Source organism: Streptomyces sp. DSM 118878 (genome assembly GCF_052936595.1).
In genome coordinates, this window is record NZ_CP193622.1 from 604,989 (window position 1) to 629,612 (window position 24,624).

A 24,624-nucleotide genomic window follows, 5' to 3' on the forward strand; every position below is an offset into this window, starting at 1 on the left:
CACCGGCCGGGGCGGCCGTCTCAGGACTGCCGGGCGGCCCGCAGGTCGCTCTCGACGCCCGCGGTGATCAGCGGGAAGGACTCCGGCTCGAAGAACGCCTCCTCGCCGCTCGGCAGCATCCGCAGCCGGAACCGGTCGGTGGTGTGCTGCTTCCAGCCGGCCACGGACTCCGGCGGGACGACCTCGTCGTACTCGCCGGTGAACGCGGAGATCGGGCAGCTCACCGAGGCGTGGCTCTCCCTGGCGGCGTAGCGCTCGACGAGCCTGCAGTCCGCCCGGTAGCTCGGCAGCATCAGTTCGAGGAAGAGCGGGTCGGACCTGAGCGGGCTGTTCTCCCGGACACGCGTCGGATCCGCGAGGAACTGCTCGTCGGTGAGCTGTTCGTCGGTGACCTCTGGAGGGACGAGAAGATGCGGGGCACTCTCCGCCGAGACGAAGAGGGCGACCGGCCCGGGAAGCCCCGGCTCGGTCCGCTCCAGGCGGGCCGCGAGCTCGAAGGCGATCAGCGAACCCATGCTGTGGCCGAAGAGCGCGAACGGCACGTCGAGGTGGCCGCGGAGCGCGGTGGCGAGCTGGGTCACCAGCGCGTCGATGTCGTCCACGGCCGGCTCGGCGAGCCGGTTCTCGCGGCCCGGGGTCTGGAGCAGTACGGGCTCGACCTCGGGGCCGAAGCTGTCCGCGATCTCGCGGTAGCCCGACGCGCCCTTGCCCGCGTAGGGCAGGAAGAACAGCCGGGTGGCCGACTCGTTCCCCGTACGCCGGTAGGCGATCAGCCGGTCCTTCTTGCTCTTCTTGTCTTTCCTGTCTTTCCTGTCGTTCTCGGTGCCTTCCATGTCGCTAGCCCTGCGTCTCCATCGCGCGGCGCAGGCTCAACGGCCGCATATCGGACCAGACCTCGGCGATATGGCCGAGGCATTCTTCCTTCGTGCCGGTCCTACCCTCCGCACGCCAGCCGTCCGGTATATCCTTGCCCTGCGGCCAGACCGAATACTGTTCCTCGTCATTGAGCACCACGGAAAACAGATCCTGCTCGCTCATGTAAACCTCCAGGTAGACCAGGGATTCGGCCGTCACGCACAGCCGTTCTCGGGCTAGAAGCTAACAGCGCCGCCCCCGATCGGCAAGGCTCCAAGGACAGTCCGCAAACATTTTCGCGGTTCCTTGAAGTGCTGTCCGAAATTCATTGAGATCGGGCCGGTCGATCCTTAGACTCACACCGACATTCCACGGAACTCCACCCGGCTACACCACACACACGAGGGGACGAAACGAAATGGACGAGGTATTCGCCGAGGTCCACGAGATCCGGGAGACCCTCCCGGAGCGTGCGCTCTTCCGGGACGAAGTGACCCTCAAGGACCTCGCCGCGAAGCTGGAGAGCAGCCGCACCCTGCGCGAACTTCCCGCAGTTCAGGCGCTTCTGGAGGACATGCGCTCCTTCAGGGAGGGAGCCCGCCTCGAAGCCGTCAAGGAGCACATCAACTCGCGCAGGGACAACCACATATTCTCGCTCTTCGACGCCTCCTACTTCCCCCGGCTGAGCCTGGACTACCTGGCTTATGAAACACTGCCGACGGACCCGTATCTGGCCGACAGGTACGCGAGCAACACGATGCCGGTGAACATCGCGGGAGCGACCAAGGGATTCCATTCACGGGTGGTCGTCGCGCTCTTCCCCGAAAACCACATCGACGGCATCCAGAAACCGGAAGACCTCATCTTCTACTTCGTGGACAAGTTCGTCGAGCGGCACAATCGAATAACCCGCAAAATGATTGACGCGGTCATGGAACCGGGCAGCTTCCCGCGTATGCAGGGGGCCTCCGACAAAAAGGTGGAGCAGGCCGCGTCCTGGTGGGTGCGACTGCACGAATATCACCACCGGCAGGGCGACATGCCCATTCCCGACTTCCTCTCGTCGAAGAAGATGAAGCCGCTCGCGGGACTGGAGGAGCTGCGCGTCGACGTATCGGGAATGCTCGCCTGCCTGCACGACGAGAACCTGCCCCGCGCCGAGGCCATGGCGGCCTACGAGTTCATCCTCGCCGAGCGGCTCCTTCGCTACGCCGTCGAGGGAATCCCCCGCCCCAACTACGACGCGGTCGCCTCGCAGCTCCTGTTCAACTACCTCTCGGAGCACAAGGGAATCCGTCTCTCCGGCGGACGGATCACCCTCACCGCCGACCTGCCCGTCGTGCTCGCGGCCTTCCTCGAGGAGATCCAGACCATAGAGAGCCGCATCCACACCGAGCCCGTGGACGCGGTGAAGAAGCGGCTCCTCGAATTCACCAACGCCTACACGGTCTTCGACACCGACGCGGGCGACTACCAGCACATCCCGTACTTCGCCGAGATCAAACAGCGGCTCGGTGTGTGACTCGTGACGGTGCCCGCACAGCGACGTACAGCAGTCAGCGCGCAGGACTACCGCGAGGCGATGTCACTGCTCGCGGTGCCGGTCTGCGTCGTCACCACGCGCGCGGGCGGCGAGAACCGGGGGCTCACCGCGAGCACCGTGACCGGCGTCTCCCTGGACCCGCCGCTCGTCTCGGTGGCCGTGGCCAGGTCGTCCAGCTGTCACGGCGCGCTGACCCGCGCCCCGCAGTTCGTCATCAACGTCCTCGGCGACGACCAGCGCCACCTCGCCACGCGCTTCGCCACCCGCGACATCGACCGTTTCGCGGGCGAGGGGGTCTCCACGCTGCCGGGCACCGAACTGCCCGTGATCACCGACGCGCACGCGCTGTACCGGTGCGTCCGCCGGCAGGTCGTCCCGGTCGGCGACCACGACCTGCTCATCGGCGAGCTGACGGACGTCCGGCTCCGGCCGGAGGCACGTCCGCTGACCTGGTACCGCCGCGCCTTCCACCGTCCCGAACAGTACGGCTGAGCCCCGCCCGGCCCGCGGCGCCGGCACAGCATCCCGAACAGAGGTAGCAGAGGTGGCAGAGGTGACCGAAGTGAGTCGAGCGAGCACAACCCCCACCGGGTGCCCGTACCAGGGCGGCACCGGAACCACGACCGATCCATGCCGTGACTACCTCGGGCTGCGGGAGGACGAGCCGGTCCGCTGGGACGAGGACCTGGAGCTGTGGTTCGTCACCGGCTTCCGCGAGGCGACCTCTCTGCTGCACCATCCGTCGCTGTCCTCCGCGTGGCCGGAGCGGGGCAGCACCCCGCTCCACGCGGCGGCCGGCGGCGGCAGCGGTGACGGGGCGCGTACGTCGGGGCTCGTGCGCAAGTGGTTCATGTTCAACGACAACCCGTCGCACCGCAGGGCGCGGCGGCTGGTCGCGCCGCTGTTCTCGGCCGACCGCGTCGCCGAACACCAGCCCTTCATCCAGGAGGTGGTCGAGGAGCTGCTGTCCAAGGACCGTGACTCCCTGGACGCCATGGAGGACCTCGCCATCCCTCTCTCGGGCCGGGTCATCTGCCGCGTCCTCGGCCTGGACGCGGCCCTGGCGCCGCACCTGGAGCCGTGGGCCCTGGACGTGGCGGCCCTGCTGGTGGCGGACTACATGCCCGATGTGGTCACCAGAGGACACGCGGCCCTCGAGGACATGACCGGCCTCATCGACCAGGCCCTCGAAGGCGACCTCCCCGAGGGGTCGGCGCTGCACCTGCTGCGGACGGCCCAGCGCGACGGCGAGATCGAGCTCCAGGACGTCTGGGCCACGGCGTCCTTCCTCGTCTACGCGGGCTTCGAGACGACGTCGTCCTTCATCGGCAAGGCCGTGCGGTCGATCCTGCACTCCGGCTCCTGGGAGCGGTTGCGCGAGGCCGACATCGGCACCGCCGTGGAGGAGCTGCTCCGCTTCGACACGTCGGTCCAGCAGGTGGCGCGGCTGGCTACGGACACCATCGAGGTCGCGGGCAAGCGCATCTGTGCCGGGGACCTGGTGCTCATCATGCTCGGCACCGCCAACCGTGATCCGGAGGTCGTCGACCGCCCCGACCACCTCGACCTCGGGCGCCGGATCACCCGGCATCTCGGCTTCGGCCACGGCGCCCACTACTGCCTGGGTGCGGGCCTCGCCCGCCTTGAGGCGCAGTTCGCCCTCGAAGGGCTGCGGGAGAAGTGGGAGACCCTGCGCTTCGTGGAGCCGCCCAGAACGCGGTCGCACTTCGGGATCACCGTGCTGGAGCACCTGGTGATCGGCCCGGAGGCGCGGCCCTGAGCCGGTGCGGTGTGCCGCGGCCCCTCGGAAGTGATCGAAGCTCTGCTCGAAGCACTGATCGAAGCGCTGTCCGAGGGGTTCCCCAACTGCCGCCTCAGTAAGATGGTTTACCGGGGAGAGGGGGGCAGCATGCGGCCGGATCCGAGAATTCTCGTGGTCGACGACCACGAGGACACCTTGTTCGCGCTGGAGAGCTCACTGGCTGCGCTCAAAGTGGACATCGCGCGGGCCACCAGTGGTGAAGAGGCGTTGAAGGAGGTCCTGCGCGGCAACGTGGGGCTGATCCTGCTCGACCTGCGCATGCCCGGCGTCAGCGGGCTCGACGTGGTCCGCTACATGCGGCGCCTGGAGCAGACGCAGCTCATCCCCATCGTCCTGATCACGGGCTTCGGCCTGATGCGTGAGATCTCCCTGGCCGCCTTCGAACTCGGCGTGGCCGACATCGTCCTGAAACCGGTCGACCCCCTCGTCCTCCGCACCAAGGTGAACTACCTCTACACCACGCACTTACGCCTCCTGGCGATGCAACAAGAACTGAAGTCCCTGCGCACCCACCTCAAACCAGAACCCCGCGCCCTGGACATGGACGACTGGCGCAAGGACCAACACCCCACAAAACCAACAACCCCTACGAGCACCGCGCGGGAGGCATGACGTGGAGAACGTCGACGGCTTCGAGGTCGAGCTCGTTGCTCTTGCCCTGGAGTGAACTCCAGCTCGTACAGTCGCGCTTTCGACAAGGCATGAGTCAGGAGAGTCGGATGCGTCAGCGCGTACTGGGTGGGACCGGGATCGAGGTCAGTCCTTACTGCCTCGGCACCATGATGTTCGGGGCCGTCGGCAACGCCGATCACAAGGAATGTGCGCGGATCATTCATGCCGCGCTGGACGAGGGGATCAACTTCGTCGACACCGCCGACATGTACTCGGCCGGTGAGTCCGAGACGATCGTCGGCAAGGCGTTGAAGGACCGCCGCGACGACGTGGTTCTCGCGACCAAGGTCCATTTTCCCATGGGGGACGGCCCCAACCGGGGCGGCAACTCGCGGCGGTGGATCGTCCGGGAGGTGGAGGAGAGCCTGCGGCGGCTCGGTACGGACTGGATCGACCTGTATCAAGTGCACCGGCCGGACCACACCACCGACATCGAGGAGACGCTGTCCGCGCTGACCGACCTCGTACGGCAGGGCAAGATCAGGGCGTTCGGCTGCTCCACCTTCCCCGCCGAGGAGATCGTCGAGGCGCACCACGTCGCCGACCGCCGCGGACTCCAGCGGTTCCGCACCGAGCAGCCGCCCTACTCACTGCTGGCCCGAGGCATCGAGCGGCATGTGCTTCCCACGGCCCAGCGCCTCGGCATGGGCGTCCTGACCTGGAGCCCGCTGGCGTCGGGGTTTCTGACCGGCCGCTACCGCAAGGGGCAGGCCCTCGACCTGAGCAGCGGGCGCCCCCAGCTCAACCCGGCCCGCTTCGACCCCTCGGCGCCCCTCACCGCGGCGAAGCTCGACGTCGTCGAGCAGCTCGTCGCCGTGGCCGACGGCATCGGCTGCACACTGCCCGAGCTGGCGATCGCCTTCCCGCTCGCCCACCCGGCCGTCACCTCGGTCATCATCGGCCCGCGCACGATGGAGCAGCTCCAGAACACGCTCAAGGGTGTGTCCGTGCGGCTTGACGACACCACCCTCGACCGGATCGACGAGATCGTGGCGCCCGGGACCGACGTCTATCCCCCGGACGGCGTGTGGGCACCGCCGGCACTCACCACACCGGCCCTCCGGCGACGCCCCACCGCCGGGAGGTCCGCCGTCTGAACGGCCGAGCGATGACATCGGTCACGTCAAGGGCATTGCGTGTCCCGGCCCTGGGGGCGCGGCGGGACTGATGTGCGTACGGTAGGGCATATGCGTGACCCAGGTGACGTGAGGTGAGGTTGCCCGACGGTGGTCGCCCGGCAATGCGTCCCAGCGATGAGGGTGACTTTTGTTTTCGCATTTCGCGACGCGGTAACCGCCTCAATCACTCCGCTTGACGCGGTTACCGCCAACGCGATCCGGGCCCGTCAACTCGCATACAAAACCGCCGAGTTGATTGAAAGCGATCGCACCGGACTCACCCCCTCAACCCCGCGGGAACACCCCTCGGGCGGCCCGGGCACAGCCATCCGCCGCCACCCCCTGAGGATTAGCATCTGCCGGTTCGGCCACCGACAGCGCCGATGAGCCTTACTATTCCCACCCTGACTCCACACACGGACAAACACCGTTGCGAGGCCAGAGGGGATTTGCCGTGGGTGAGCCGGGCAAGGGTACGGAAGCACAGATTCCTCATCTGGGCGTACGATCCCAATCCGCCACTCGCACGCCCCCGCGTGCGCTGACGAAAGGTCACTGCCATGTCGGAAGTTCCAGCCAATGCCGCCGGAGTCCAAGGACAGTACGCCGCGCAGGTAGCCGCGGATCTCGAAGCCAACCGTAAGGAACAGGAGCGCATCAGTGCCGAGGTGACGGCACTCACGGAACAACTGCAGGTACTGGAGAACGACCACTCGCTGCTGGTCAACATGCAGCAGGCGCTGGGTGCCAACGGCACGGGCGGCGCGCCGGCGAGCGCCTCGAAGAAGGGCGCCTCGCGCGCGAAGGCGGCCCCCAAGTCGCAGCGTGCGAAGAAGGCGAGCACTCCCCGCAAGAAGTCCGCGACCACGGCCACGGCGACCCCGTCGGCCAAGGCCGCGGGCAAGTCCACCACCAAGTCGGCCGCCGCCAAGGCCACCCCGAAGGTGCCCGCGGCCCGGACGCCGGAACCGACGCTGGGTGAGCTCATCCGCGACCACCTCGCCGCGCAGAGCGAGCCTCGCTCCTCCGCCGAGATCGCCTCCGCGCTCACCGAGGCCCACCCCGACCGCACCATCAAGACCACGGTCGTGCGCACCACGGTGGAGAAGCTGGTGGCCAAGTCGCAGGTGCAGCGCACCCGGCAGGGTTCCTCCGTCTTCTACAGCGCGACCGCGCCGTCGGAGAAGTCCGCGCCGTCGCAGCCGGAAGCCGCCGCAAGCTGAGGTCCGCGATATGTGGGGCCGTACGGCACCGAAGCGTGCCGCACAGCCCCACTGGCGGGCCCACCGAGACCACCCCTTCGAAGCGGTCGGCCACCCGAGCCACCTCATGTCGCCTCGCGCAAGGCCGACGGGTGACCGGTGACGGGATCACGAGCGTTGCCTGCGCGCCCACCCACCCCACACCGCGCCGCGGTGCCCGAGCAGGGCCGGATTCGCGGGAGTACCGGTTGCGGCCGTCCCCACTCCACCTGTGGCGTGACGTCAGCCCGGCATCAAGAACGCGTCAAGACTGCCGGAATCCGGCAATGCCCCGCGGAGGGCTCCCGGGTCAGGATGGGCCCGGCAGGAACGGGGGGCCTGGTCCCGGTGCCGGGGAGCGGAAGCGCCGCTCGGCACCGGGACCCGAGCTGCCGACGTGCGCGAGGGGTACCGGCCGATCACGGACGATGGCCCCATGGCGTCACCTCGTTCTGGCGAGCTCCAGCAGTTCCGCGAAGAGTCCACCCCCGGCGGCCAGCTCCTCGTAGCGACCCTGTTCGGTGATGCGACCCTCCTCCATCACGATGACGCGGTCGGCGATCCGGGTGTTCTCGAGCTGGTGGGTGACGATGATGGTGATCCGGTCCGCGGCGATGCGTTTGATCTCCTCGAAGATCCGGTGTTCGCCGCGAGGGTCCATCTGCGAGGTGGGTTCGTCCAGGATCAGCAGTTCCGGACGCCGGTAGAGCGCTCGTGAGCAGGCGAGGCGTTGCCACTGGCCGCCGGACAGCTCCGCTCCGCCCCAGATCTCGCGGGCCAGCAACGTGTCGAGGCCGTCCGGCAGTTCCTCGATCGCCGGGCCCATACCGACCGCACCCACCGCGTCCCACACCGGTGCGTCGTCGTGGGTCCTCGGCTGGCCGAGCGTGACGTTCTCTCGGGCGCGCAGCGGCCACTGGGCGAAGATCTGCGGCACGAGCCCCGTGCACGACCACACGGAGGCCGGGTCCAGCCGCGCGAGGTCGGAGCCGTTCCACGTCACGCGGCCCTTGTCGGCCAGGTAGATGCCGGTGAGCAGCCGGGTGAGCGTGGACTTGCCCGAGCCGTTCTCACCGACGACGGCGAGGATCTCCCCGCGGCGCAGCGTCAGCGAGACGCCGTCCACGGCCGGGCGGACCTTCCCGGGGTAGCGGAAGGTGACGTCGTCGAGGCGGATCTCCTCGATGGGGGGCGAGATGACCGCGCCACCCCGGTGGGAGGCGCGCGCGTCGGCATCGGCGAGGAAGGTACGCATGTCGGCCAGGTACAGGCTGGTGTGGAAGCAGGCGGCGCCGTTCATGACGACCTGGGAGAGCGCGGCCAGAGCCGTCTGTACGGCGACCACGGCGGTGGCGGCCACGGCCAGGGGGACGCGTCCGGTGGTGGCCAGCCAGGCGAGGCCCGCCCAGGTGCCGATCAGGAAGACGCCGCCGATCATGGAGGTGCCGAGGTTGATGCGCAGGGTGCGGGGTGCCGCGGCGAGAGTGCGCCGGTCGATCCGCTCGGACAGGCACCGGTACCAGAACAGCAGGTAGTCGGTCATGCTGTTGGCTCGGACTTCGTCGGTGTACTTGGGTGTCGTGGCCCACCAGCGCGTCATCTGCCGGACGTTGCGGTCGGACACGTTGGAGTAGTGGATCTCGTAGTCGACCCTGGCCATCAGCACGGCTCCGATGCCCGAGGGCAGGACGGCCAGGGCCAGCAACGGCAGCATCAACCAGTGCAGGACGGACAGCACACCGCACGCGGTGACCATCTTGATCAGGGCCGACATGAACCGTTGCGCGTCGGTGATCATGACGTGCGTACGGACGACACCCATCTCCGCGGCCTCCTGCCGGTCGGCGAAGCCCTCGCCGGCGTAGGCGTCGGCCTCGACGCGGAGCACTCCCCTGACCAGGGCGGTGTCGGCGTCCGTGGTGACCGGTGGCGTCAGGCGCCGCTCCGCGTACTGGGCGAGCGCGGAACTCACGCGCCCGAGCGACGCCGCGCCCGCGACCACCACGAGCGCGGGGAACGCCTCGCGCAGGCGGTGCGGCACGGTGCCGGTGCCGAGTACGGCCTGCATGGCGTGTGCGGTCCCCGTGAGAAGCACGGCCGCGACGACGCCCGTGGCGATCTGGCAGGTCACGAGCAGGATGACGGATGCGCGGTCGGCCTTCCACGCCATGCGGGCGATGCCGGCGAGTACGGCCGGCAGTCGCGAGCAGAGGTCACGGAACGAGGTGCCGCCCAGCGGGTTCACGGCGTACTGGCCGCTGAAACTGATCTGCGCCGGGGGCGGTGGTGCGGGCGTGCCGGTGTTGCTTGTGCTCGTGGCATCGGCTGAGGTCAATTGCCTGCCTCCTACACGGTGGTTGCGGGCTCACTGTCGTCGTGGAGACAACGACGCGAGTCGCTTTTTCGAACACACGTGTTTGAGACGGGGCCGCACGACGGGCATTCCCGGGCCGCGTTTCACGGGGCCATACATCCACCCTTGGCCCAGGGGGCCCCGCCCCTGGTGCCCCTGGCGGGGGCGTGGCCAAAACGCCGGGGCCGATGCCGGTGTGACGGGTGGGACGCCGGGGTGTTGGTCAGTTCTCCTTCTCCTTCTCCTTCTCCTTCTCCTTCTGCATCACCTTGGCCTCCGCCTTGAGGATGCGCGCCGACTTGCCTGCCGACCGGGCCAGTTCGGGGAGCTTCTTGGCGCCTATGACGAAGACGACGACGATGAGGATGATCGCGATTTCGCTCAGTCCGAACACTGCGGTCCTGTCTGCTTCTCGGCCCGGGCGGCCGTGGCCGGCGCGGACGTGGCGGAATGCTGCGGCTACGGGTGGGCGTGGGCCCGCGAACCGCGGCCCCTCATTGAATCTACAGCACTGTAGAGCGACGGCGGGCGCGAACTCGTGAGCTCCTACGTCGAATCGGCCACGCGCTCGGCTACTTCTACGGACGGCACGCCCGGGCGCGGGAGCGAGCGAACGCCAGTGCGTGGCGGGCCGGCAGGCCAAGGCGCTCGCCCCACGCCTGCCGGCGGGTCGCTCAGCTCTCGTCCTCGCCCTCCCCCTCGTCACCCTCGTCCCCCTCGAAGAAGTCACCCACCTCGTCGACGACTTCGGCCGCGACCATGCCGCCGACCACCCCGACGGCGAGCCCTGCGGCACCCGCCGCCACCACGGTGCCCATACCGGGCCCCGAGCGCTGCCGGCCCTCGTGCCCGTGGTGATGCTCGCCGTGTCCGTACCCGGAGCCGTACGGATCGGCGTGCGCGTACGAGGACTGCGCACCGTACGCGGCGCGGTGCTCGACCAGTTGGGCGACCCAGCCGTCGACCAGGGCGTTCCAGTCCTGGCGCGCGACATCGTCGTGGGCGACGGTGAAGCGGGTCACCGCGTCGTGCCCGTCGGACAGAAAGCCGCCGCGCTTGTCCGCTTCCAGGACGACCTCCAGGCCGCCCGGGTGGGCGAGGAAGGTCACCTCGATCTCATGGACGGCGTGCGCGTACCGCGGGGCCGGGGTGAGCTCGATCTCCTGGTAGAACGGCAGTTGCTGACCGGTACCGCCGATGCGGCCGTACTCCAGGTCGGCCGACTTGAACCCGTAGCCCATCTGCCCGAACGCCTCCAGGATCGCCTCCTGGGCCGGCAGCGGGCGCACCGTCAGCGGGTCGAGGTCACCCTTGTCCCTGGCGCTCGCCACCGACAGCTCGGTGCGCACGCCGAGCACGATGCCGAGGCCCTGGCCGTACAGCTCGGTGATCGGCGTCTCCCACGGCAGCGTCACGGCGAAGGGCACGCTCCGCTCCTCACCCTCGGCCAGGCGGAAGCCGCCGCCGACGGTGAACCGGTCGAAGACGGCGATGCCCTCGCTCTCTCCGTCCTCGTGCTCGGCCTCCACCCGGGCGACCAGTTCGAGCGAGATGTGCTCGATGGTGTGGTCGGTGCTGCCGCCCTTGAGGTGGACCTGCCCGGACAGTGTGCCGCCGGGCAGGGCAGCGCCCGGGTCGAGAACGGTGTCGACGGTGGGCCCGCCCACGCCGAGCGAGCCGAGCAGTCGTTTGAACACCATGGTGGCGTCCACCCCTTATGTGCGTGTCCATGCGCTGATGCATGAACGTGTTCTTTTTGTGGCGTGTGGGCGCCGCGTGTCACCGGGCTTCGAAAAACGTGAAGGGACCCGGGAACACCGACGGGCGCCCTCACGTTCTTCCGTGCAAGTAGCCCTCTACAAGCGCGTAGAAGCATAGAGCCTGCGTCACGGCTCCAGGTCGCAAGCCCTGGAGCCGTGACGTCGACCGACCGAAAACCGAACCAGCCGAAAACCGAACCGACCGAGAACCGGACCGACCGAGAAGGAAGACGACCCGCAATGGGTGAGCCTCCCAGTACCAGTTGTGCCGAGCCCCGCCGACGCCCCGCGCGCGAGGGAACGGGAGCGACGCGATGACCGAGCTTCTGCTGCTGCTCCTTGCCCTGCTCCTCACCTTGGCCTGCGCCCTGTTCGTGGCCGCCGAGTTCTCCCTGACCACGGTGGAGCGCGGTGCGCTCGAGCGGGCCGCCGAAGCCGGGGAGCGGGGCGCCGGGGGTGCGCTGCGCGCCGTGCGGCGCCTCACGTTCCAGTTGTCCGGTGCGCAGCTCGGCATCACCGTCACCTCCCTGGTCATCGGCATGCTCGCCGAGCCGTCCCTGGCCGCGCTGTTGCGCGGGCCGCTGGAGGGCGGCAGGCTCGGCGGTGCCGCCTCCTCGGTGGCGAGCGTCCTCGGCGTGGTGATATCCACCGTGGTCCTGATGGTCGTCGGTGAGCTGGTCCCGAAGAACTGGGCGATCTCGCGCCCGCTGGCCGTGGCGAAGGTGGTGGCCGGCCCGCAGCGGGGCTTCACCGCCGCCTTCGCGCCCTTCATCCGGCATCTGAACGGCGCGGCGAACCGCGTCGTGCGCCGCTTCGGCCTGGAGCCCGCCGAGGAACTGGCCTCCGCGCGCGGTCCCGAGGAGCTGGTCGCGCTGGCCCGGCGGTCCGCCGCCGAGGGCGCGTTGGAGGCCGACTCCGCCGAACTGTTCGTCCGCACGCTGCATCTGGGCGAGCTGACGGCGGAGAACGTGATGACGCCGCGGGTCGACGTCCGCGCCCTGGAGATGCACGCCACGGCCGCCGACGCGGCCAACCTCACGCACGCGACGGGCCTGTCCCGCTTCCCCGTCTACCGCGACAGCCTGGACGAGGTCATCGGCACCGTCCACATCCGCGACGTGCTCGCCCTCGCCCCCGAGAAGCGGGCCGACACGCCGATCACCGACCTGGCCACCGACCCTCTCCTCGTCCCCGACAGCCTCCCCGCCGACCGTCTCCTGGAACGGCTGCGCGCCACCCGGACCATGGCCGTGATCATCGATGAGTACGGCGGCACGGCCGGTGTCGCCACCGTGGAGGACATCGTCGAGGAGGTCGTGGGTGAGGTCCGCGACGAGCACGACCCGGTGACCGCGCCCGAGCTGCCGCTTGCCGCCGTGCCCCGGCAGGGGCGCGCCACCTGGGACGCGGACGGCGGCGTCCGCATCGACCAACTGGACGGCATAGGCCTGCGAGCGCCCGACGGGCCGTACGAAACGGTCGCCGGACTGCTCGCCACCAGGCTGGCCCGCATCCCCGTGCGGGGCGACACCCTCGGCCTCGACGACGGCTGGCACCTTGAGGTCCTCGCGGTCGAGCACCACCGCGCGAGCCGGGTGCGCATCACCGAACCGGCCGCGCCCGTAGACCCGTCGGGCGAACCGGCCGTGCCCGCCGACCCGTTGGCCGAACCGTTGATGGAGGGTTCCCGATGACCACCGTGCAGCTCGTCATCGGGGCGCTGACCCTGCTGACCAACGCCTTCTTCGTGGGGGCGGAGTTCGCGCTGATCTCCGTGCGCCGGAGCCAGGTCGAGCCGCGTGCCGCCGAAGGCGACCGCCGTGCCCGCACCACGCTCTGGGGCATCGAGCACATCTCCGCGGTGATGGCCACCGCTCAGCTCGGCATCACCGTCTCCTCGCTGGTGCTCGGCGCGGTCGCGGAGCCCGCCATCGCCCATCTGATGGAACCCGCCTTCGAGGCCGTGCACGTGCCGCACGGACTCGTCCATCCCATCGCGTTCGTCATCGCCCTGGCCGTGGCCACGTATCTGCACATGCTGATCGGCGAGATGATCCCGAAGAACATCGCACTCGCCGCACCGGTACGGACCGCGTTGCTGCTCGGCCCTCCCCTGGTGGCCCTCACGCGGGCCCTGCGGCCGCTCGTCTTCGGGATCAACGCCTTCGCCAACGCCCTGCTGAAACTGTTGCGGGTGGAGCCGAAGGACGAGGTCGAGTCCGTCTTCACCGACGACCAGCTCGCCCGCATGGTGCTCGACTCCAGCCAGGCGGGACTGCTCTCGGCCGCCGACGGGGAGCGGCTGCGCGACGCCCTGGAGCTGGGAACCCGGCCGGTCGGCGAGATCCTGGTCCCCGCGGCCCGGATGCACACCGTCGAGCACACCGTGACCCCGGCGGGCCTGGAGCAGGTGGCGGCGGTCGCGGGGTTCTCGCGGTTCCCCGTGACCGGGCCGCGGGGCACCCTCCTCGGCTACCTGCACATCAAGGACACCCTCGGCGTCGCCGACCGTGACGCCCCCTTCCCGCCCTCGGCGCTGCACGCCGTCACCCGGGTCCGCATCGACACCCCGCTGGACGACACGCTCACCGCGCTGCGGGCCATGGACAGCCACCTCGCCGCGGTCGCCGGCGAGACGGGCACGGTGCTCGGCTTCGTGACCATGGAGGACGTGCTGTCGGAACTGGTGGGTCCGGCACCGGCCGCCGTGTGACCGGGCCACCCGACCACCGGACCCAGGGCCCAGGCGCACCACCAGCGAAGTTTTACGCGCATGTAGAAGTATGGCTAGGGTGCCGGAATGCACTGCGATGACGCCCCCGCGACGGGTTCCGCGAGCGGGGACCCGGCCGCCCTCGCCAACGGCCGCGTACGGAGTGGCAGCGCCGAGTGAGCGGACCGGCCAGGCCGCCCGACATCCGTTTCGCACACGATGCGGAGGCGCTGCCCGCGGGCCGGCAGACACTCACGATGCTCGACCCCTGTGGCAGGTGCGTCGGCAGCCTCGTCTTCCGGGTCTGTCATCCGTGCGGGTCCGGCTACATCGACCGTGTCGCCGTCGCCACGCACTGGCAGGGCCAGGGCCTCGGCCGCCACGCCCTGCACGCGGCGCTGGCCACGGCCACGGGTTGCACCTGGTCCACGTCACGGCAGTCGTCGGACGGGCGGCGCTTCTTCGCCGCCATGGAGGACGAGACGGAGACCGCGTTTCCGCCCGACGGGGCGCGGTGCCCGCACATGACGTCGGCGCACTGGCAGGCCCATCTCCCGCTGTTACCAAAGGCGGACAGAAAACAGTGAACGAGGCTCGTTCATCGATCATCTGACGGGGTGCAACGAACAGAAGACGCGGTCGGCCGCCCACGTAAGCAGGCGGAGGTGCCGCACACCTAAGACGCATTGGGGGATTTCCGATGATGACCACTCGTCGTGCTCGCCGTACCACCCGTTCCGCCGGCCTGGTGGCCGTCGCCGCCGCCGCGGCCCTTGCACTGACCGCCTGCCAGAGCGCGGGCAGTGACGCCGCCTCCGGTACGGGGAAGAAGGATTCCGTCTCCACCGCCCACCTCGCCACCGGCAAGAGTGACGCGCGCAGCACCTCCGAGATCAGCGGCGGCGGTTCCGCGGCCGACGCCCGGGTCGCCTCGTCCAAGGCGGTCTCCTCCGTCCGCAAGCAGACCCTGGTGGACGGCAGCACGGCCGAGATCCGCAGGATCAGCGCCCAGCACTACCGTGCCAAGATCGTCAACGAGGGTGACGTACTGGCCACGCTGGACGCGAACGGGGACGACGCCGGGCTGGACGCCAACGGCATGTTCATCGTGCTCACGATGGACGGCAAGGTCCAGTCCTGGATGGGCGGCGCACACAGCGGCCCGGGCACGTTCAAGCTGGCGGGCGGCTGGAAGGCCAAGGTCACCCAGCTCGGCGACCTGCACTACCGCGCGGACATCCTGGGCCTCGACGGCTCCGTGATGGGCACGCTGGAGGCGAACGAGCACGACGACGGCGCCGTCGCCAACGGCATCTACCTCGTGCTCAGCGCGGGCGGTGTGATCAGCTCCCACGAGTAGGCAGGGAATCCGTGGCCGCGCCGAGTGCGAGGAGGTCGGCGCCCCGCCGCGTGCGAGGAGGTCGGCGCCGTGGCCCGCGCGCACGGCCTCTCGCCCGCGCGGGTCCATTGCCGTGGCTGCTGCGGCAGGGGGCACTCATGTGCTGGCCATCCCCGGGACGAGCGACCCCGGTCGTCTCGCCGACAACGTGGCGGCGGGCACCCTGCCGCTGACGGAGGAGGAGGTCACGCTCCTCGACGCGGCGGGTTCCGCCGCCGCCACGTGACCGGCCGGCCGCCGGCCCCTCCCGGCCCGACCAGCCGCTGATCCATCCCGGCCCGCCCGCTCCGAACTCTCGGCATGGGCGGGCACACCCCCGGCACGCCCCCTTGGCATATGCCCGGCCGCCACGCCTGTCCGGCTCGCGCTGTGTACATCCTGCGAAGATCCGGCGACCATCGGGCTGTCCCCTTGGGTAAGCTCACGCTGTTCCGAAGGCATCGGCCGAATGGTCAGCCAGGCTACTGGGTGGGGAAGGCGAAAGCATGGCGGCGGCTTCACAGCCATGGACTTCCGGCGTTCTTGCGACCGCCGGGGGCGACACTGTCGAGGACGGCCCTGTCAAGGGCGACACCGCCGAGGGTGACACCGCCGAGGGCGACACCGTCGCGGCGGTCCGGCAGTGGTCGCAGCCGTCGGTGCTGCTCATCGAGGACGACGCGGGCGACGCGCTCCTCGTCGAAGAGCTGGTCGCCGACAGCGCGCTGAAGATGCGCTTGCAGTGGGTCCGCTCCATGGCGGAGGCCCGCGAGGCGCTGGCCTTCGAGACACCCGACTGCGTGCTGCTCGACCTGCACCTGCCGGACGCCCAGGGGCTCGAAGCCGTGTCCATGGTCAAGTCCCATGCCGACCAGGTCGCGGTCGTCGTCCTCACCGGCCTCGCCGAGGAGGACACCGGCCTCGCCGCTGTCACCGCCGGAGCGCAGGACTACCTGGTCAAGGGCCGCGTGGAGCCGGAGCTCTTCGGGCGGGCCGTGCGTTACGCGATCCAGCGCAAGCAGGCCCAGCAGGCGGCCGTGGCGCTCCAGGCCAGCCAGATGCAGGCGCAGGAGAACGCCCGCCTCGAACGCGGTCTGCTGCCCCGGCCGCTGCTGAGCAGCGAGGGAGTGGGCGTCGTGGCCCGCTACCGGCCCGGCCGCGCCCAGGCCCTGCTCGGCGGTGACTTCTACGACATCGTGCAGAGCGCCGACGGCAGCGTGCACGCGCTCATAGGCGACGTCTCGGGGCACGGCCCCGACGAAGCGGCCCTCGGCGTGGCCCTGCGCATCGCCTGGCGCACCCTGGTGCTCAGCGGCGTCACAGGCCCGGAGCAGGTCGGCCGGCTCCAGGAGATCATGCTGGCCGAGCGGGCCCAGCCCTATGTCTTCGCCACGCTGACCAGCCTCACCGTCCCGCCGGGGGCGCAGTGCGTACGGCTGATGCGCGCGGGCCACCCCGGGCTGCTGCTCCGCACCGCGGGCGGCGGGGTCGAGTGGGTGGAGACCGCGGGCGGCCCCGCCCTGGGCGTCGTGCCGGGGATGCCGCGCTGGCCGGTCGAGGAGGTACCCCTGCCCCCGGGGGCGGCGCTGGTGCTCTTCACCGACGGCCTCTTCGAGGGCCACGTCGGCAAGGGCCGGGCGCGCCTCGGCGAAGAGGGGCTGCTCGGCCTCGCGCGCGAGATGGGCGGCCTCGCTCCCGAGTCGTTCGTGGACACGCTGATCCAGCGGGCCGAGGACCTGGCGGAGGGGCAGGGCGGCCTGGCCGACGACGTGGCCGTGGTGCATCTGCAGTGGGGTACGGGCGGAAACGGGGAAGACGGCTGAGGCGGGCGTGGACCGGAGCCCGTGACACATCGGCGGGATCGAGGCACGTGAGCCGTGACAAGCGCAGCATCGGAGAAGCAAGCCGTGAGTAGGACGAGGGGCCGGACGTGGCTCGGCCGCCGGTTGACGGTACGGGGCTGGTTCCATCTGGTCCTCGCGCTGATGGCGCTGCTCGTGGTGGTGGGCACCGTCATCGGCACCCGGCTCCTCGGGCAGACCGCCGACGTGAGCGACCGGCTCGTCGGCCAGGTCCAGCCGGCCAGGACCGAGGCGTACCGCCTCCAGGCCGCCCTGGTGAACCAGGAGACCGGCGTCCGCGGGTACGCGATCGCCGCCGACCGCCGGTTCCTCGCCCCGTACACGCAGGGCAAGCGGGACGAGGCCCGCGCCGCGGCCCGGCTGCGCGAGCTCATCGGGGACCAGCCCCGGCTGGCGGCGGACCTCGCGGCGGTGCGGCGGCAGGCCGCGTCCTGGCGGCACGCCTACGCCGATCCGCTGGTCCGCGACATCACGCCCGGCAAGCCGCGCACCGTCGACGCGACGACCGCCGGGCGCGGCAAGGAGGTCTTCGACCGCATCCGCAAGGTGTGGGCGACGCAGAACGCCGACCTCGCCGACGCCGTCGCCGACGGCAAGGACGAGCTGGCCCACGCCCGTACGGTCCGTACGGTGGTGCTCAGCGGCATGGTGGCGGCCTTCCTGCTGGCGGGCGTGGTCCTCGCGGTCCTGGTGCGGAGGCTGGTCGCCCGGCCGCTGGAGACGTTGCGCGACTCCTCGCGCCGGGTGGCGGGCGGCGAGTTCGACCATGTGATCACGCTGGACGGGCCGAAGGACCTCAGGGCGGTGGCCGAGGACGTCGAGGGCATGCGCCTGCGCATCGTGGACGAGCTGGGCGCCACGCGCCGCCAGCAGGACGTACTGGCCCGTCAGGCGGCCGACCTGGACGCCCAGGCGGTGGAGCTGCGCCGCTCCAACACCGAGCTGGAGCAGTTCGCCTACGTCGCGTCCCACGACCTTCAGGAGCCCCTGCGCAAGGTCGCCTCCTTCTGCCAGCTCCTGGAGAAGCGGTACGCCGACGAACTCGACGACCGGGGCAAGCAGTACATCGACTTCGCCGTCGACGGCGCCAAGCGCATGCAGGTCCTCATCAACGACCTGCTCACCTTCTCCCGCGTGGGCCGCCACAACGACGCCCGCGTGCCCGTGGACCTCGACCAGGCCCTCACCAAGGCACTGGCCAACCTGGACACCGCCGTACGGGACACCGACGCGCTCGTCGAACGTCCCGAGAAGCTGCCCGAGATCGTCGGCGACCCGATGCTGCTCACGATGCTCTGGCAGAACCTGGTGGGCAACGCCGTCAAGTTCCGGCACGCCGACCGCAGACCGCACATCCGGATCGCCTGCGAGGCGGACGAGGACTCCGGGACCTGGCACGTGAGCGTCACCGACAACGGCATCGGCATCGCCGAGGAGTTCACCGAGAAGGTCTTCGTGATCTTCCAGCGGCTGCACGGCCGTGACTCCTACGGCGGGACCGGCATCGGCCTCGCGCTCTGCAAGAAGATCGTGGAGTACCACGGTGGCCGCATATGGATCGACACCGGCCACACCGGAGGCACGCGTTTCTGCTTCACTCTGCCGTGCCACGTCGACACCGCGGACGACACCGCGTCCCGTACCGAGGAGAAGGCCCTGACATGACCATCCCCGATGCCACACCGGTCGACGTGCTCCTCGTGGAGGACGACCCGGGCGACGAGCTGATGACCCGCGAGGCGTTCGAGGACAACAAGATCGGCAACACGCTGCACGTGGTCAGGGACGGCGAGGAGGCGCTCGACTTCCTCTACCGGCGCGGCGAGCACACCGAGGCCCCGCGCCCCGACCTCATCCTGCTCGACCTCAACCTCCCCAAGTACGACGGCCGCCAGGTCCTCGAACAGATCAAGTCCGACGCGGACCTGACCGACATCCCCGTGGTGGTGCTGACCACGTCGGCGGCGGAGGAGGACATCCTGCGCAGCTACAAACTGCACGCGAACGCGTACGTCACCAAGCCGGTCGACCTGGATCAGTTCATCGCCGCGGTGCGCCGGATCGACGACTTCTTCGTCCAGGTGGTCCGGCTGCCGCGGCGTCCCGGCTGAGCCTCGGAGCACAGGCCCTCAGCCGGCCACGGTGACCTGCACCCCCACGTCGCCCATGGCCGACAGCTCCGCCATGGGGGCGTCGGGGTCGGTGATGAGGGTGTGCACGTCCGACGTCGGGCAGATCTTGGCGAAGGTGGTTCTGCCGATCTTGGAGTGGTCGGCGACCACGACGGTCCTGCTGCTGTGGAGCGCGAAGGCACGGTCGGTGGCGGCCTCCAACTGGTCGTGCGTGGTGCAGCCGTGGGCGGCGCTGATGCCGTCCACGCCGAGGAAGGCGATGTCGGTGTGGTGGTCGGCGAGGGTCTTCTCAGCGATGGGGCCGACGAGTTCGTAGCTCTGGCTGCGGGCGGTGCCGCCGATCACGATGAGGGTCACGGTGGGGCGGAGCACCAGGCTCGCCGCGATGTTGACGGCGTTGGTGACGATCGTGACGGGACCCCGGTCGGCGAGGAGACGGGCCACCTCCGTGGTGGTGGTGCCGCCGGTGAGACCGACCACCGCCCCGTCGGGCACCAGGGCGGCGGCGGCGCGGGCGATGGCCCGCTTCTGCGGGGAGCGCTGGTCGGCGCGGTGCCGCAGCGGCAGTTCGATGCTCAGTCCGCCGGCGAGCGCGCCGCCGTGCGTGCGGTCGAGCAGCCGCTGCTCGCTCAGGTGCCGCAGATCGCGCCGCACGGTGGCCTGTGAGACGCCGAGCAGCCGCGAAAGCTGCGTCACGTCGGCGCTGCCCTGCGCGGCGACGTGGTCGAGTATCCGCACATGGCGGTCGCTTTTGAGCACGCGGTGAGCATAGCCGTGACGAGCGCGTTCGCTCACCGTTCGTGCACTGTATGCGCGTATCGCTGAACGGATCGACGTCAGTTCAGTCAAAACCGATCCCTTGACATGGCTGAACGCGCTCGATTTACTCCCTGGCAACGCCGATGTCGAGCACTCGGCGCAGAGGTACGCCCAGCCGGTAGTTGGCCTCGGCCATGAGCCCGGACTGAGTCGCCAGGGCCCCTTCCGGGGTTCCGAGGCGGGGACGTGCCCTCCACCACTGGAGCTCACCGATGAGCCTCAATCGTGTTGTGCGCAGGTGTATGACGGCTGCCGTGGCCCTCTCGGCCACCGCGGCGGCCTGCCTGCTCGCCCCCTCCCCGGCGTCGGCCGGCCCCTCCGCCGTCGAACTGCCGTCGCCGGGGGCCGGGTTCGACTACCAGATAGGCGGCGCGTACACCCCGCCGAAGGGCGTGCGGACCGTCAGCCGCGACCGGGGCGCCACCCCCGCCCGCGGCCTGTACAACCTCTGCTACGTCAACGCCTTCCAGGCCCAGCCCGGCGCGGAGCGGGAGTGGGACGCGGACCTGCTCCTTCGCGACGCGAACGGTGACGTCGTCTACGACGACGACTGGAAGGAGGCCGTCCTCGACATCCGCACCGCCGGCAAGCGCAAGCGGATCGCCGCCAAGGTCAACACGTGGATCGACTCCTGCGCCGACAAGGGCTTCCAGGCCGTCGAGCCGGACAACTACGACACCTACACCCGCTTCCCCGACCACCTGAAGGCGAGCCAGGCCAAGGCCTTCGTCTCCCTGCTGTCCGCCCACGCCCACGACAAGGGCCTGGCCATCGCGCAGAAGAACACGCCGGAGCTGGCCGCCGACCGCGAGGAGACCGGGCTCGACTTCGCCGTCGCCGAGGAGTGCGGCGAGTGGGACGAGTGCGACATGTACACGGACGCGTTCGGCGACCGCGTCCTCGTCGTCGAGTACTCCGCCAAGGGCCTGGACAAGGCCTGCTCGGGCTGGGGCGACCGGCTGAGCATCGTCCGCCGCGACGTCGGCGTCTCGCCCGCCGGCAGCGACGGCTACCTCCGCAGGACCTGCTGAGCCGACCGCCGGGTTCCGGACCGCCGGAACCCGGCGACCTTCGCGCGGGCGGAGCGTCCTCTCCCCTCCCGCTCCCCCGACGAGTTCACCCGCCGAGCGCCGCCGCAGGGCCGCGCGTCCGTCTGGAGGCAGTGATGACAGCAGTTCCCCGAGCACCAGGACCGCCGTCGCGGCGCGGTGTGCTGCGGGCCGGTGGTGCCGGTGCGCTCGTGGCGGCCGGCGGCGCCCTGTCCGGCTGCGCGTCGGCCACCGCCGACGGGGCCGGCGCCGACGGGCGCGTCACGATCCAGATGTGGCACGGCCAGAACGACACCGCGGCCAAGGTCCTCAAGAGCCTGGCCGCCGAATTCGAGCGCGCCCACCCGGACATCCGCGTGGACATGGGCGGCGGTGTGCTGGCCGACGCCATGCTCCAGAAGGTCACCGCCGCCCTCGCCTCCGGCGCCTACCCCGACATCGCCTACGTCTTCGGCTCCGACCTCGCGAGCGTGGCCCGCAGCCCGCAGGTGGTCGACCTGACCGAGCACGTGCGCAGCGGTCCGACGCCGTGGCGCAACTACCACGCGCCGGCCCGCGAGGCCGTCACCGTCAACGGCCGGGTCCGCGCGGTGCCCGCCCTCCTCGACGCCCTGGCCGTGGTCTGCAACAAGAAGCTGTTCGCCGAGGCCGGCGTCGACCTGCCCGAGGCGGGCTGGACCTGGCGGGAGTTCACCGACACCGCGCGCCGCCTCACCGACTCGGCCGAAGGCCGGTTCGGCACCGGGTGGCCCGGCACGGGCGACGAGGACACCGTGTGGCGGCTGTGGCCGCTGGTGTGGGACCTGGGCGGTGACGTCGTCGCCGAGAACGGCCGGAGCATCGGCTTCGAGAAGCAGGGCGTACGCGCCCTGGAGGTCGTCCAGGACCTGGTGCGTGACAGAAGCGTCTACATCGACCCCAAGCCGGGCAGCGAGCAGATGTACCAGGTCTTCCTCTCCGGCCGGATGGCCATGGTGCCGACCGCCCCCTGGCAACTGCCGGACATCAGGCAGGCGAAGGTCGACTACCACGTCGTCCCCCTGCCCAGCTTCAGCCGCCGCCCCATGACCATCTCCGGGCCCGACACCTGGACGCTGTTCGACAACGGCGAGGCCCGCGTGAGGGCCGCGCGCACCTTCGTCACCTGGCTGACCCAGCCCGCCCAGGACAGCCGGTGGGACGTGGAGGCGGGCAGCCTGCCGCTCAGCCGCCGCAGCGAGGACCACCCGGCCTGGCGGCGACACTCCACCCGTACGCCCGGCCTGTCCGTGTTCACCGAGGCGGTCACCTCGGCACGCGTACGTCCCGTGCACCCCGCCTACCCCCGGATATCCCGCGCCCTTGGCCAGGCCATCGTCGCCGTCCTGCTCGGCCGCAAGAGCCCCGCCGACGCGGTGCGCTCCTGCGCCGAGGAGTCCAACGCCGCCCTGCTGATCCCGCGCTGAGGACCTGACATGCCCCGACTTCCCACCCCGCTGACCCTGCCGCAGGACCGTCCCGAGCCGCGCGCCCTGCGCCGTCGGCGCCGCCGGGAGACCGCCACGGCCTGGGCGTTCGTCTCACCCGCCGTGCTCGTCATCCTCGGCCTGAGCGTGCTGCCGGTCATCTGGTCGCTGCTGCTGTCCTTCCAGGCCAACGACCTCGTCACGCCCAGCCGCTGGGTGGGCCTGGACAACTACCACGCCCTGCGCCAGGACCCGAACTTCCACCGGGCCGTGCGGAACACCGTGCTCTACACGGTCCTGTACGTGCCGCTGAGCATCGCCGTCGGGCTCGCCCTGGCCCTCGTGCTCAACCGGCGCATCCGCTTCGTCGGGCTCTACCGCACGCTGTTCTTCATCCCCTTCGTCATCTCCGCCACCGCACAGGGTGTGCTGTTCTCCTTCATCCTCGACCCGGAGTTCGGGGCGGCCAACTCCCTCCTGCACCGGCTCGGCATCTCCCCGCAGGGCTTCCTCACCGACCCCTCGCAGGCGCTGGGCGTGTTGGTCGTCATCACGCTGTGGAGCGGCACGGGGCTGTGCACCGTCATCTACCTGGCCGCGCTTCAGGACGTCGACCACTCCCTGGTCGAGGCCGCGCGCCTGGACGGTGCGAGACGGCCGCAGATCCTGCGGCACGTGACACTGCCCGCGCTCACGCCGGTGACGGTGTTCCTGCTGCTCTGGCAGACCATCCAGTCCCTCCAGGTCTTCGACCTCGTCTACGTGACCACCAAGGGCGGGCCCCTGGGCTCGACCACCGTGATCGTCTACTTCATCTGGGAGCAGGCCTTCAAGGAGTTCACCGCCGGATACGGGGCTGCCGCCGCCTACGTCCTCGCCCTGGCGCTGCTGGTCGTGGCCGTCGTGCTGCGCATGGTCCGCCGCGAGCGCACCCCTCGTACGAAAGCAGCCGCCTCATGACCGCGACCACCACCGGGACCACGACCGGGCCCATGAAGGTCCACTCCCGTCCGGCGGCCCCGCAGGCCGTCCGGCGCCGCTCGCGGCTGCCGTTCAGCGCCTGGCATCTGCTGCTCGCGCCGCTGGCCGCGCTGTTCGCGGTGCCGCTGGTGTGGCTGGTCCTCAGCTCGCTGATGAGCAACGCCGAGATCAACCGCTTCCCGCCGGCGCTCTGGCCCTCGAAGATCGACCTGGGCGGGTACGGCTACGTCCTCGGCAACGCCATGTTCCCGCGCTGGCTGCTGAACTCGGTGATCGTCTCCTCGGTCGCCGTCGCCTCCAACCTCGTGTTCGGCGTGCTCGGCGGCTACGCGTTCGCCCGCATGCGCTTCGCCGGTTCGCGGGTGCTGCTCGTGCTGATGCTGTCGACCATGGCCATCCCCTTCCAGCTCACGATGATCCCCACCTTCCTGGTCATGAAGAAGCTCGGGCTCATCGACACGCTCGGCGCGCTGATCGTGCCCGCCCTCGTCACGCCGTTCGCGGTGTTCCTGCTGCGGCAGTTCTTCCTGTCGCTGCCCAGGGAGCTGGAGGAGGCCGCCTGGATCGACGGCTGCTCCCGGCTGCGGGTCATCCTCTCGATCGTCCTGCCGCTCGCGCGGCCCGCGCTCGCCACCGTGGCCGTGCTGACCTTCCTGACCACCTGGAACGACCTGACCTGGCCGCTGATCGCCATCAACCACGACACGCAGTACACGCTGCAACTGGGCCTGACCACGTTCCAGGGCCAGCACCACACGCGGTGGTCGGCGGTGATGGCGGGCAACGTCCTCACCGTCCTGCCGGTACTCGTCGCGTTCCTCTTCGCGCAGAAGGCCTTCATCCGCTCGGTCACCTCCAGCGGCCTCAAGGGCTGACCACCC

General features: G+C 70.2%; 24 protein-coding genes. 18 read left to right on the forward strand and 6 right to left on the reverse strand.

What is annotated here, in order from left to right; genetic code table 11:
• Positions 1-20: 20 nt before the first annotated feature.
• Together ACRAKF_RS02520 and ACRAKF_RS02525 are read right to left on the reverse strand one after the other, a co-directional pair.
• Entirely contained in the window at positions 21-833 is an 813-nt protein-coding gene (locus ACRAKF_RS02520) for a thioesterase II family protein (RefSeq protein ID WP_447035060.1), read from the reverse strand.
• A gap of 4 nt (positions 834-837) precedes the next feature.
• A complete protein-coding gene (locus ACRAKF_RS02525) occupies positions 838-1,038 on the reverse strand; it encodes an MbtH family protein (RefSeq protein WP_447041765.1) in 201 nt (66 codons plus the stop codon).
• Between the two features lie 235 nt (positions 1,039-1,273).
• Between ACRAKF_RS02525 and ACRAKF_RS02530 the strand changes: the two genes are divergently transcribed.
• The 6 genes from ACRAKF_RS02530 to ACRAKF_RS02555 all read left to right on the forward strand — a co-directional run bounded on the left by ACRAKF_RS02530 (position 1,274) and on the right by ACRAKF_RS02555 (position 7,233).
• Positions 1,274-2,377, forward strand: a complete 1,104-nt coding sequence (locus tag ACRAKF_RS02530) for a DUF6421 family protein (RefSeq protein ID WP_447035061.1) — start codon at positions 1,274-1,276, stop codon at positions 2,375-2,377.
• 3 nt (positions 2,378-2,380) lie between these two features.
• Positions 2,381-2,890 (forward strand): flavin reductase family protein, encoded by a 510-nt coding sequence (locus tag ACRAKF_RS02535; RefSeq protein WP_447035062.1) that lies wholly within the window; start codon positions 2,381-2,383, stop codon positions 2,888-2,890.
• A 70-nt stretch (positions 2,891-2,960) separates the two neighbouring features.
• Positions 2,961-4,178, forward strand: coding sequence for a cytochrome P450 (locus ACRAKF_RS02540; RefSeq protein ID WP_447035063.1), 1,218 nt, complete (start codon positions 2,961-2,963; stop codon positions 4,176-4,178).
• 129 nt (positions 4,179-4,307) lie between these two features.
• Positions 4,308-4,832 carry a response regulator gene (locus ACRAKF_RS02545; RefSeq protein WP_447035064.1) on the forward strand — a complete coding sequence of 175 codons (525 nt, stop codon included), beginning with the start codon at positions 4,308-4,310 and terminating at the stop codon, positions 4,830-4,832.
• Between the two features lie 107 nt (positions 4,833-4,939).
• Positions 4,940-5,989 carry an aldo/keto reductase gene (locus tag ACRAKF_RS02550; RefSeq protein ID WP_447035065.1) on the forward strand — a complete coding sequence of 350 codons (1,050 nt, stop codon included), beginning with the start codon at positions 4,940-4,942 and terminating at the stop codon, positions 5,987-5,989.
• Positions 5,990-6,570: 581 nt separating this feature from the next.
• A complete protein-coding gene (locus ACRAKF_RS02555) occupies positions 6,571-7,233 on the forward strand; it encodes a BlaI/MecI/CopY family transcriptional regulator (protein ID WP_447035066.1) in 663 nt (220 codons plus the stop codon).
• Positions 7,234-7,693: 460 nt separating this feature from the next.
• On the opposite strand, the gene ACRAKF_RS02560 is transcribed toward ACRAKF_RS02555, so the two are convergent.
• From ACRAKF_RS02560 to ACRAKF_RS02570, 3 genes are all read right to left on the reverse strand, one after another.
• Positions 7,694-9,586, reverse strand: coding sequence for an ABC transporter ATP-binding protein (locus ACRAKF_RS02560; protein WP_447035067.1), 1,893 nt, complete (start codon positions 9,584-9,586; stop codon positions 7,694-7,696).
• Between the two features lie 241 nt (positions 9,587-9,827).
• Positions 9,828-9,998: a twin-arginine translocase TatA/TatE family subunit gene (locus ACRAKF_RS02565; RefSeq protein WP_447035068.1), complete on the reverse strand. Its 171-nt coding sequence runs from the start codon at positions 9,996-9,998 to the stop codon at positions 9,828-9,830.
• A gap of 280 nt (positions 9,999-10,278) precedes the next feature.
• Complete coding sequence (locus tag ACRAKF_RS02570; protein ID WP_447035069.1) at positions 10,279-11,304, reverse strand: sporulation protein; 1,026 nt, start codon at positions 11,302-11,304, stop codon at positions 10,279-10,281.
• A 374-nt stretch (positions 11,305-11,678) separates the two neighbouring features.
• Here ACRAKF_RS02570 and ACRAKF_RS02575 point away from each other — a divergent pair, with 374 nt between their 5' ends.
• The 8 genes from ACRAKF_RS02575 to ACRAKF_RS02610 all read left to right on the forward strand — a co-directional run bounded on the left by ACRAKF_RS02575 (position 11,679) and on the right by ACRAKF_RS02610 (position 19,428).
• Positions 11,679-13,058: a hemolysin family protein gene (locus ACRAKF_RS02575; protein ID WP_447035070.1), complete on the forward strand. Its 1,380-nt coding sequence runs from the start codon at positions 11,679-11,681 to the stop codon at positions 13,056-13,058.
• The gene (locus ACRAKF_RS02580) at positions 13,055-14,077 is read left to right on the forward strand and encodes a hemolysin family protein (RefSeq protein WP_447035071.1); all 1,023 of its coding nucleotides are present in this window, start codon (positions 13,055-13,057) and stop codon (positions 14,075-14,077) included. The genes ACRAKF_RS02575 and ACRAKF_RS02580 overlap by 4 nt, the downstream gene beginning before the upstream one ends.
• A gap of 176 nt (positions 14,078-14,253) precedes the next feature.
• On the forward strand, positions 14,254-14,664 hold the full coding sequence (locus ACRAKF_RS02585) for a GNAT family N-acetyltransferase (protein ID WP_447035072.1): 411 nt from the start codon (positions 14,254-14,256) through the stop codon (positions 14,662-14,664).
• Between the two features lie 116 nt (positions 14,665-14,780).
• Positions 14,781-15,437 carry a hypothetical protein gene (locus ACRAKF_RS02590; RefSeq protein ID WP_447035073.1) on the forward strand — a complete coding sequence of 219 codons (657 nt, stop codon included), beginning with the start codon at positions 14,781-14,783 and terminating at the stop codon, positions 15,435-15,437.
• A gap of 139 nt (positions 15,438-15,576) precedes the next feature.
• The gene (locus ACRAKF_RS02595; protein WP_447035074.1) at positions 15,577-15,702 is read left to right on the forward strand and encodes a hypothetical protein; all 126 of its coding nucleotides are present in this window, start codon (positions 15,577-15,579) and stop codon (positions 15,700-15,702) included.
• Positions 15,703-15,961: 259 nt separating this feature from the next.
• Positions 15,962-17,278 (forward strand): PP2C family protein-serine/threonine phosphatase, encoded by a 1,317-nt coding sequence (locus ACRAKF_RS02600; protein ID WP_447035076.1) that lies wholly within the window; start codon positions 15,962-15,964, stop codon positions 17,276-17,278.
• A 162-nt stretch (positions 17,279-17,440) separates the two neighbouring features.
• The gene (locus ACRAKF_RS02605) at positions 17,441-18,982 is read left to right on the forward strand and encodes a sensor histidine kinase (RefSeq protein WP_447041767.1); all 1,542 of its coding nucleotides are present in this window, start codon (positions 17,441-17,443) and stop codon (positions 18,980-18,982) included.
• Complete coding sequence (locus ACRAKF_RS02610; RefSeq protein WP_447035077.1) at positions 18,979-19,428, forward strand: response regulator; 450 nt, start codon at positions 18,979-18,981, stop codon at positions 19,426-19,428. The genes ACRAKF_RS02605 and ACRAKF_RS02610 overlap by 4 nt, the downstream gene beginning before the upstream one ends.
• Before the next feature lie 18 nt (positions 19,429-19,446).
• On the opposite strand, the gene ACRAKF_RS02615 is transcribed toward ACRAKF_RS02610, so the two are convergent.
• Complete coding sequence (locus ACRAKF_RS02615; RefSeq protein WP_447035078.1) at positions 19,447-20,208, reverse strand: DeoR/GlpR family DNA-binding transcription regulator; 762 nt, start codon at positions 20,206-20,208, stop codon at positions 19,447-19,449.
• Between the two features lie 302 nt (positions 20,209-20,510).
• Between ACRAKF_RS02615 and ACRAKF_RS02620 the strand changes: the two genes are divergently transcribed.
• The 4 genes from ACRAKF_RS02620 to ACRAKF_RS02635 all read left to right on the forward strand — a co-directional run bounded on the left by ACRAKF_RS02620 (position 20,511) and on the right by ACRAKF_RS02635 (position 24,618).
• Positions 20,511-21,299: an endo alpha-1,4 polygalactosaminidase gene (locus ACRAKF_RS02620; RefSeq protein ID WP_447035079.1), complete on the forward strand. Its 789-nt coding sequence runs from the start codon at positions 20,511-20,513 to the stop codon at positions 21,297-21,299.
• A 134-nt stretch (positions 21,300-21,433) separates the two neighbouring features.
• Positions 21,434-22,762: an ABC transporter substrate-binding protein gene (locus ACRAKF_RS02625; protein ID WP_447035080.1), complete on the forward strand. Its 1,329-nt coding sequence runs from the start codon at positions 21,434-21,436 to the stop codon at positions 22,760-22,762.
• A gap of 9 nt (positions 22,763-22,771) precedes the next feature.
• A complete protein-coding gene (locus tag ACRAKF_RS02630; RefSeq protein WP_447035081.1) occupies positions 22,772-23,722 on the forward strand; it encodes a carbohydrate ABC transporter permease in 951 nt (316 codons plus the stop codon).
• Between the two features lie 32 nt (positions 23,723-23,754).
• Positions 23,755-24,618 (forward strand): carbohydrate ABC transporter permease, encoded by an 864-nt coding sequence (locus tag ACRAKF_RS02635; RefSeq protein WP_447041768.1) that lies wholly within the window; start codon positions 23,755-23,757, stop codon positions 24,616-24,618.
• The last annotated feature ends 6 nt before the right edge of the window (positions 24,619-24,624 follow it).

Bases quoted from the DNA above. Each gene is read 5' to 3' on its own strand.
- ACRAKF_RS02520 (WP_447035060.1), bottom strand. From the start codon at position 833: ATGGAAGGCACCGAGAACGACAGGAAAGACAGGAAAGACAAGAAGAGC.
- ACRAKF_RS02525 (WP_447041765.1), bottom strand. From the start codon at position 1,038: ATGAGCGAGCAGGATCTGTTTTCCGTGGTGCTCAATGACGAGGAACAG.
- ACRAKF_RS02530 (WP_447035061.1), top strand. From the start codon at position 1,274: ATGGACGAGGTATTCGCCGAGGTCCACGAGATCCGGGAGACCCTCCCG.
- ACRAKF_RS02545 (WP_447035064.1), top strand. From the start codon at position 4,308: ATGCGGCCGGATCCGAGAATTCTCGTGGTCGACGACCACGAGGACACC.
- ACRAKF_RS02550 (WP_447035065.1), top strand. From the start codon at position 4,940: ATGCGTCAGCGCGTACTGGGTGGGACCGGGATCGAGGTCAGTCCTTAC.
- ACRAKF_RS02555 (WP_447035066.1), top strand. From the start codon at position 6,571: ATGTCGGAAGTTCCAGCCAATGCCGCCGGAGTCCAAGGACAGTACGCC.
- ACRAKF_RS02570 (WP_447035069.1), bottom strand. From the start codon at position 11,304: ATGGTGTTCAAACGACTGCTCGGCTCGCTCGGCGTGGGCGGGCCCACC.
- ACRAKF_RS02575 (WP_447035070.1), top strand. From the start codon at position 11,679: ATGACCGAGCTTCTGCTGCTGCTCCTTGCCCTGCTCCTCACCTTGGCC.
- ACRAKF_RS02580 (WP_447035071.1), top strand. From the start codon at position 13,055: ATGACCACCGTGCAGCTCGTCATCGGGGCGCTGACCCTGCTGACCAAC.
- ACRAKF_RS02590 (WP_447035073.1), top strand. From the start codon at position 14,781: ATGACCACTCGTCGTGCTCGCCGTACCACCCGTTCCGCCGGCCTGGTG.
- ACRAKF_RS02600 (WP_447035076.1), top strand. From the start codon at position 15,962: ATGGCGGCGGCTTCACAGCCATGGACTTCCGGCGTTCTTGCGACCGCC.
- ACRAKF_RS02605 (WP_447041767.1), top strand. From the start codon at position 17,441: ATGGCGCTGCTCGTGGTGGTGGGCACCGTCATCGGCACCCGGCTCCTC.
- ACRAKF_RS02610 (WP_447035077.1), top strand. From the start codon at position 18,979: ATGACCATCCCCGATGCCACACCGGTCGACGTGCTCCTCGTGGAGGAC.
- ACRAKF_RS02620 (WP_447035079.1), top strand. From the start codon at position 20,511: ATGACGGCTGCCGTGGCCCTCTCGGCCACCGCGGCGGCCTGCCTGCTC.
- ACRAKF_RS02625 (WP_447035080.1), top strand. From the start codon at position 21,434: ATGACAGCAGTTCCCCGAGCACCAGGACCGCCGTCGCGGCGCGGTGTG.
- ACRAKF_RS02630 (WP_447035081.1), top strand. From the start codon at position 22,772: ATGCCCCGACTTCCCACCCCGCTGACCCTGCCGCAGGACCGTCCCGAG.
- ACRAKF_RS02635 (WP_447041768.1), top strand. From the start codon at position 23,755: ATGAAGGTCCACTCCCGTCCGGCGGCCCCGCAGGCCGTCCGGCGCCGC.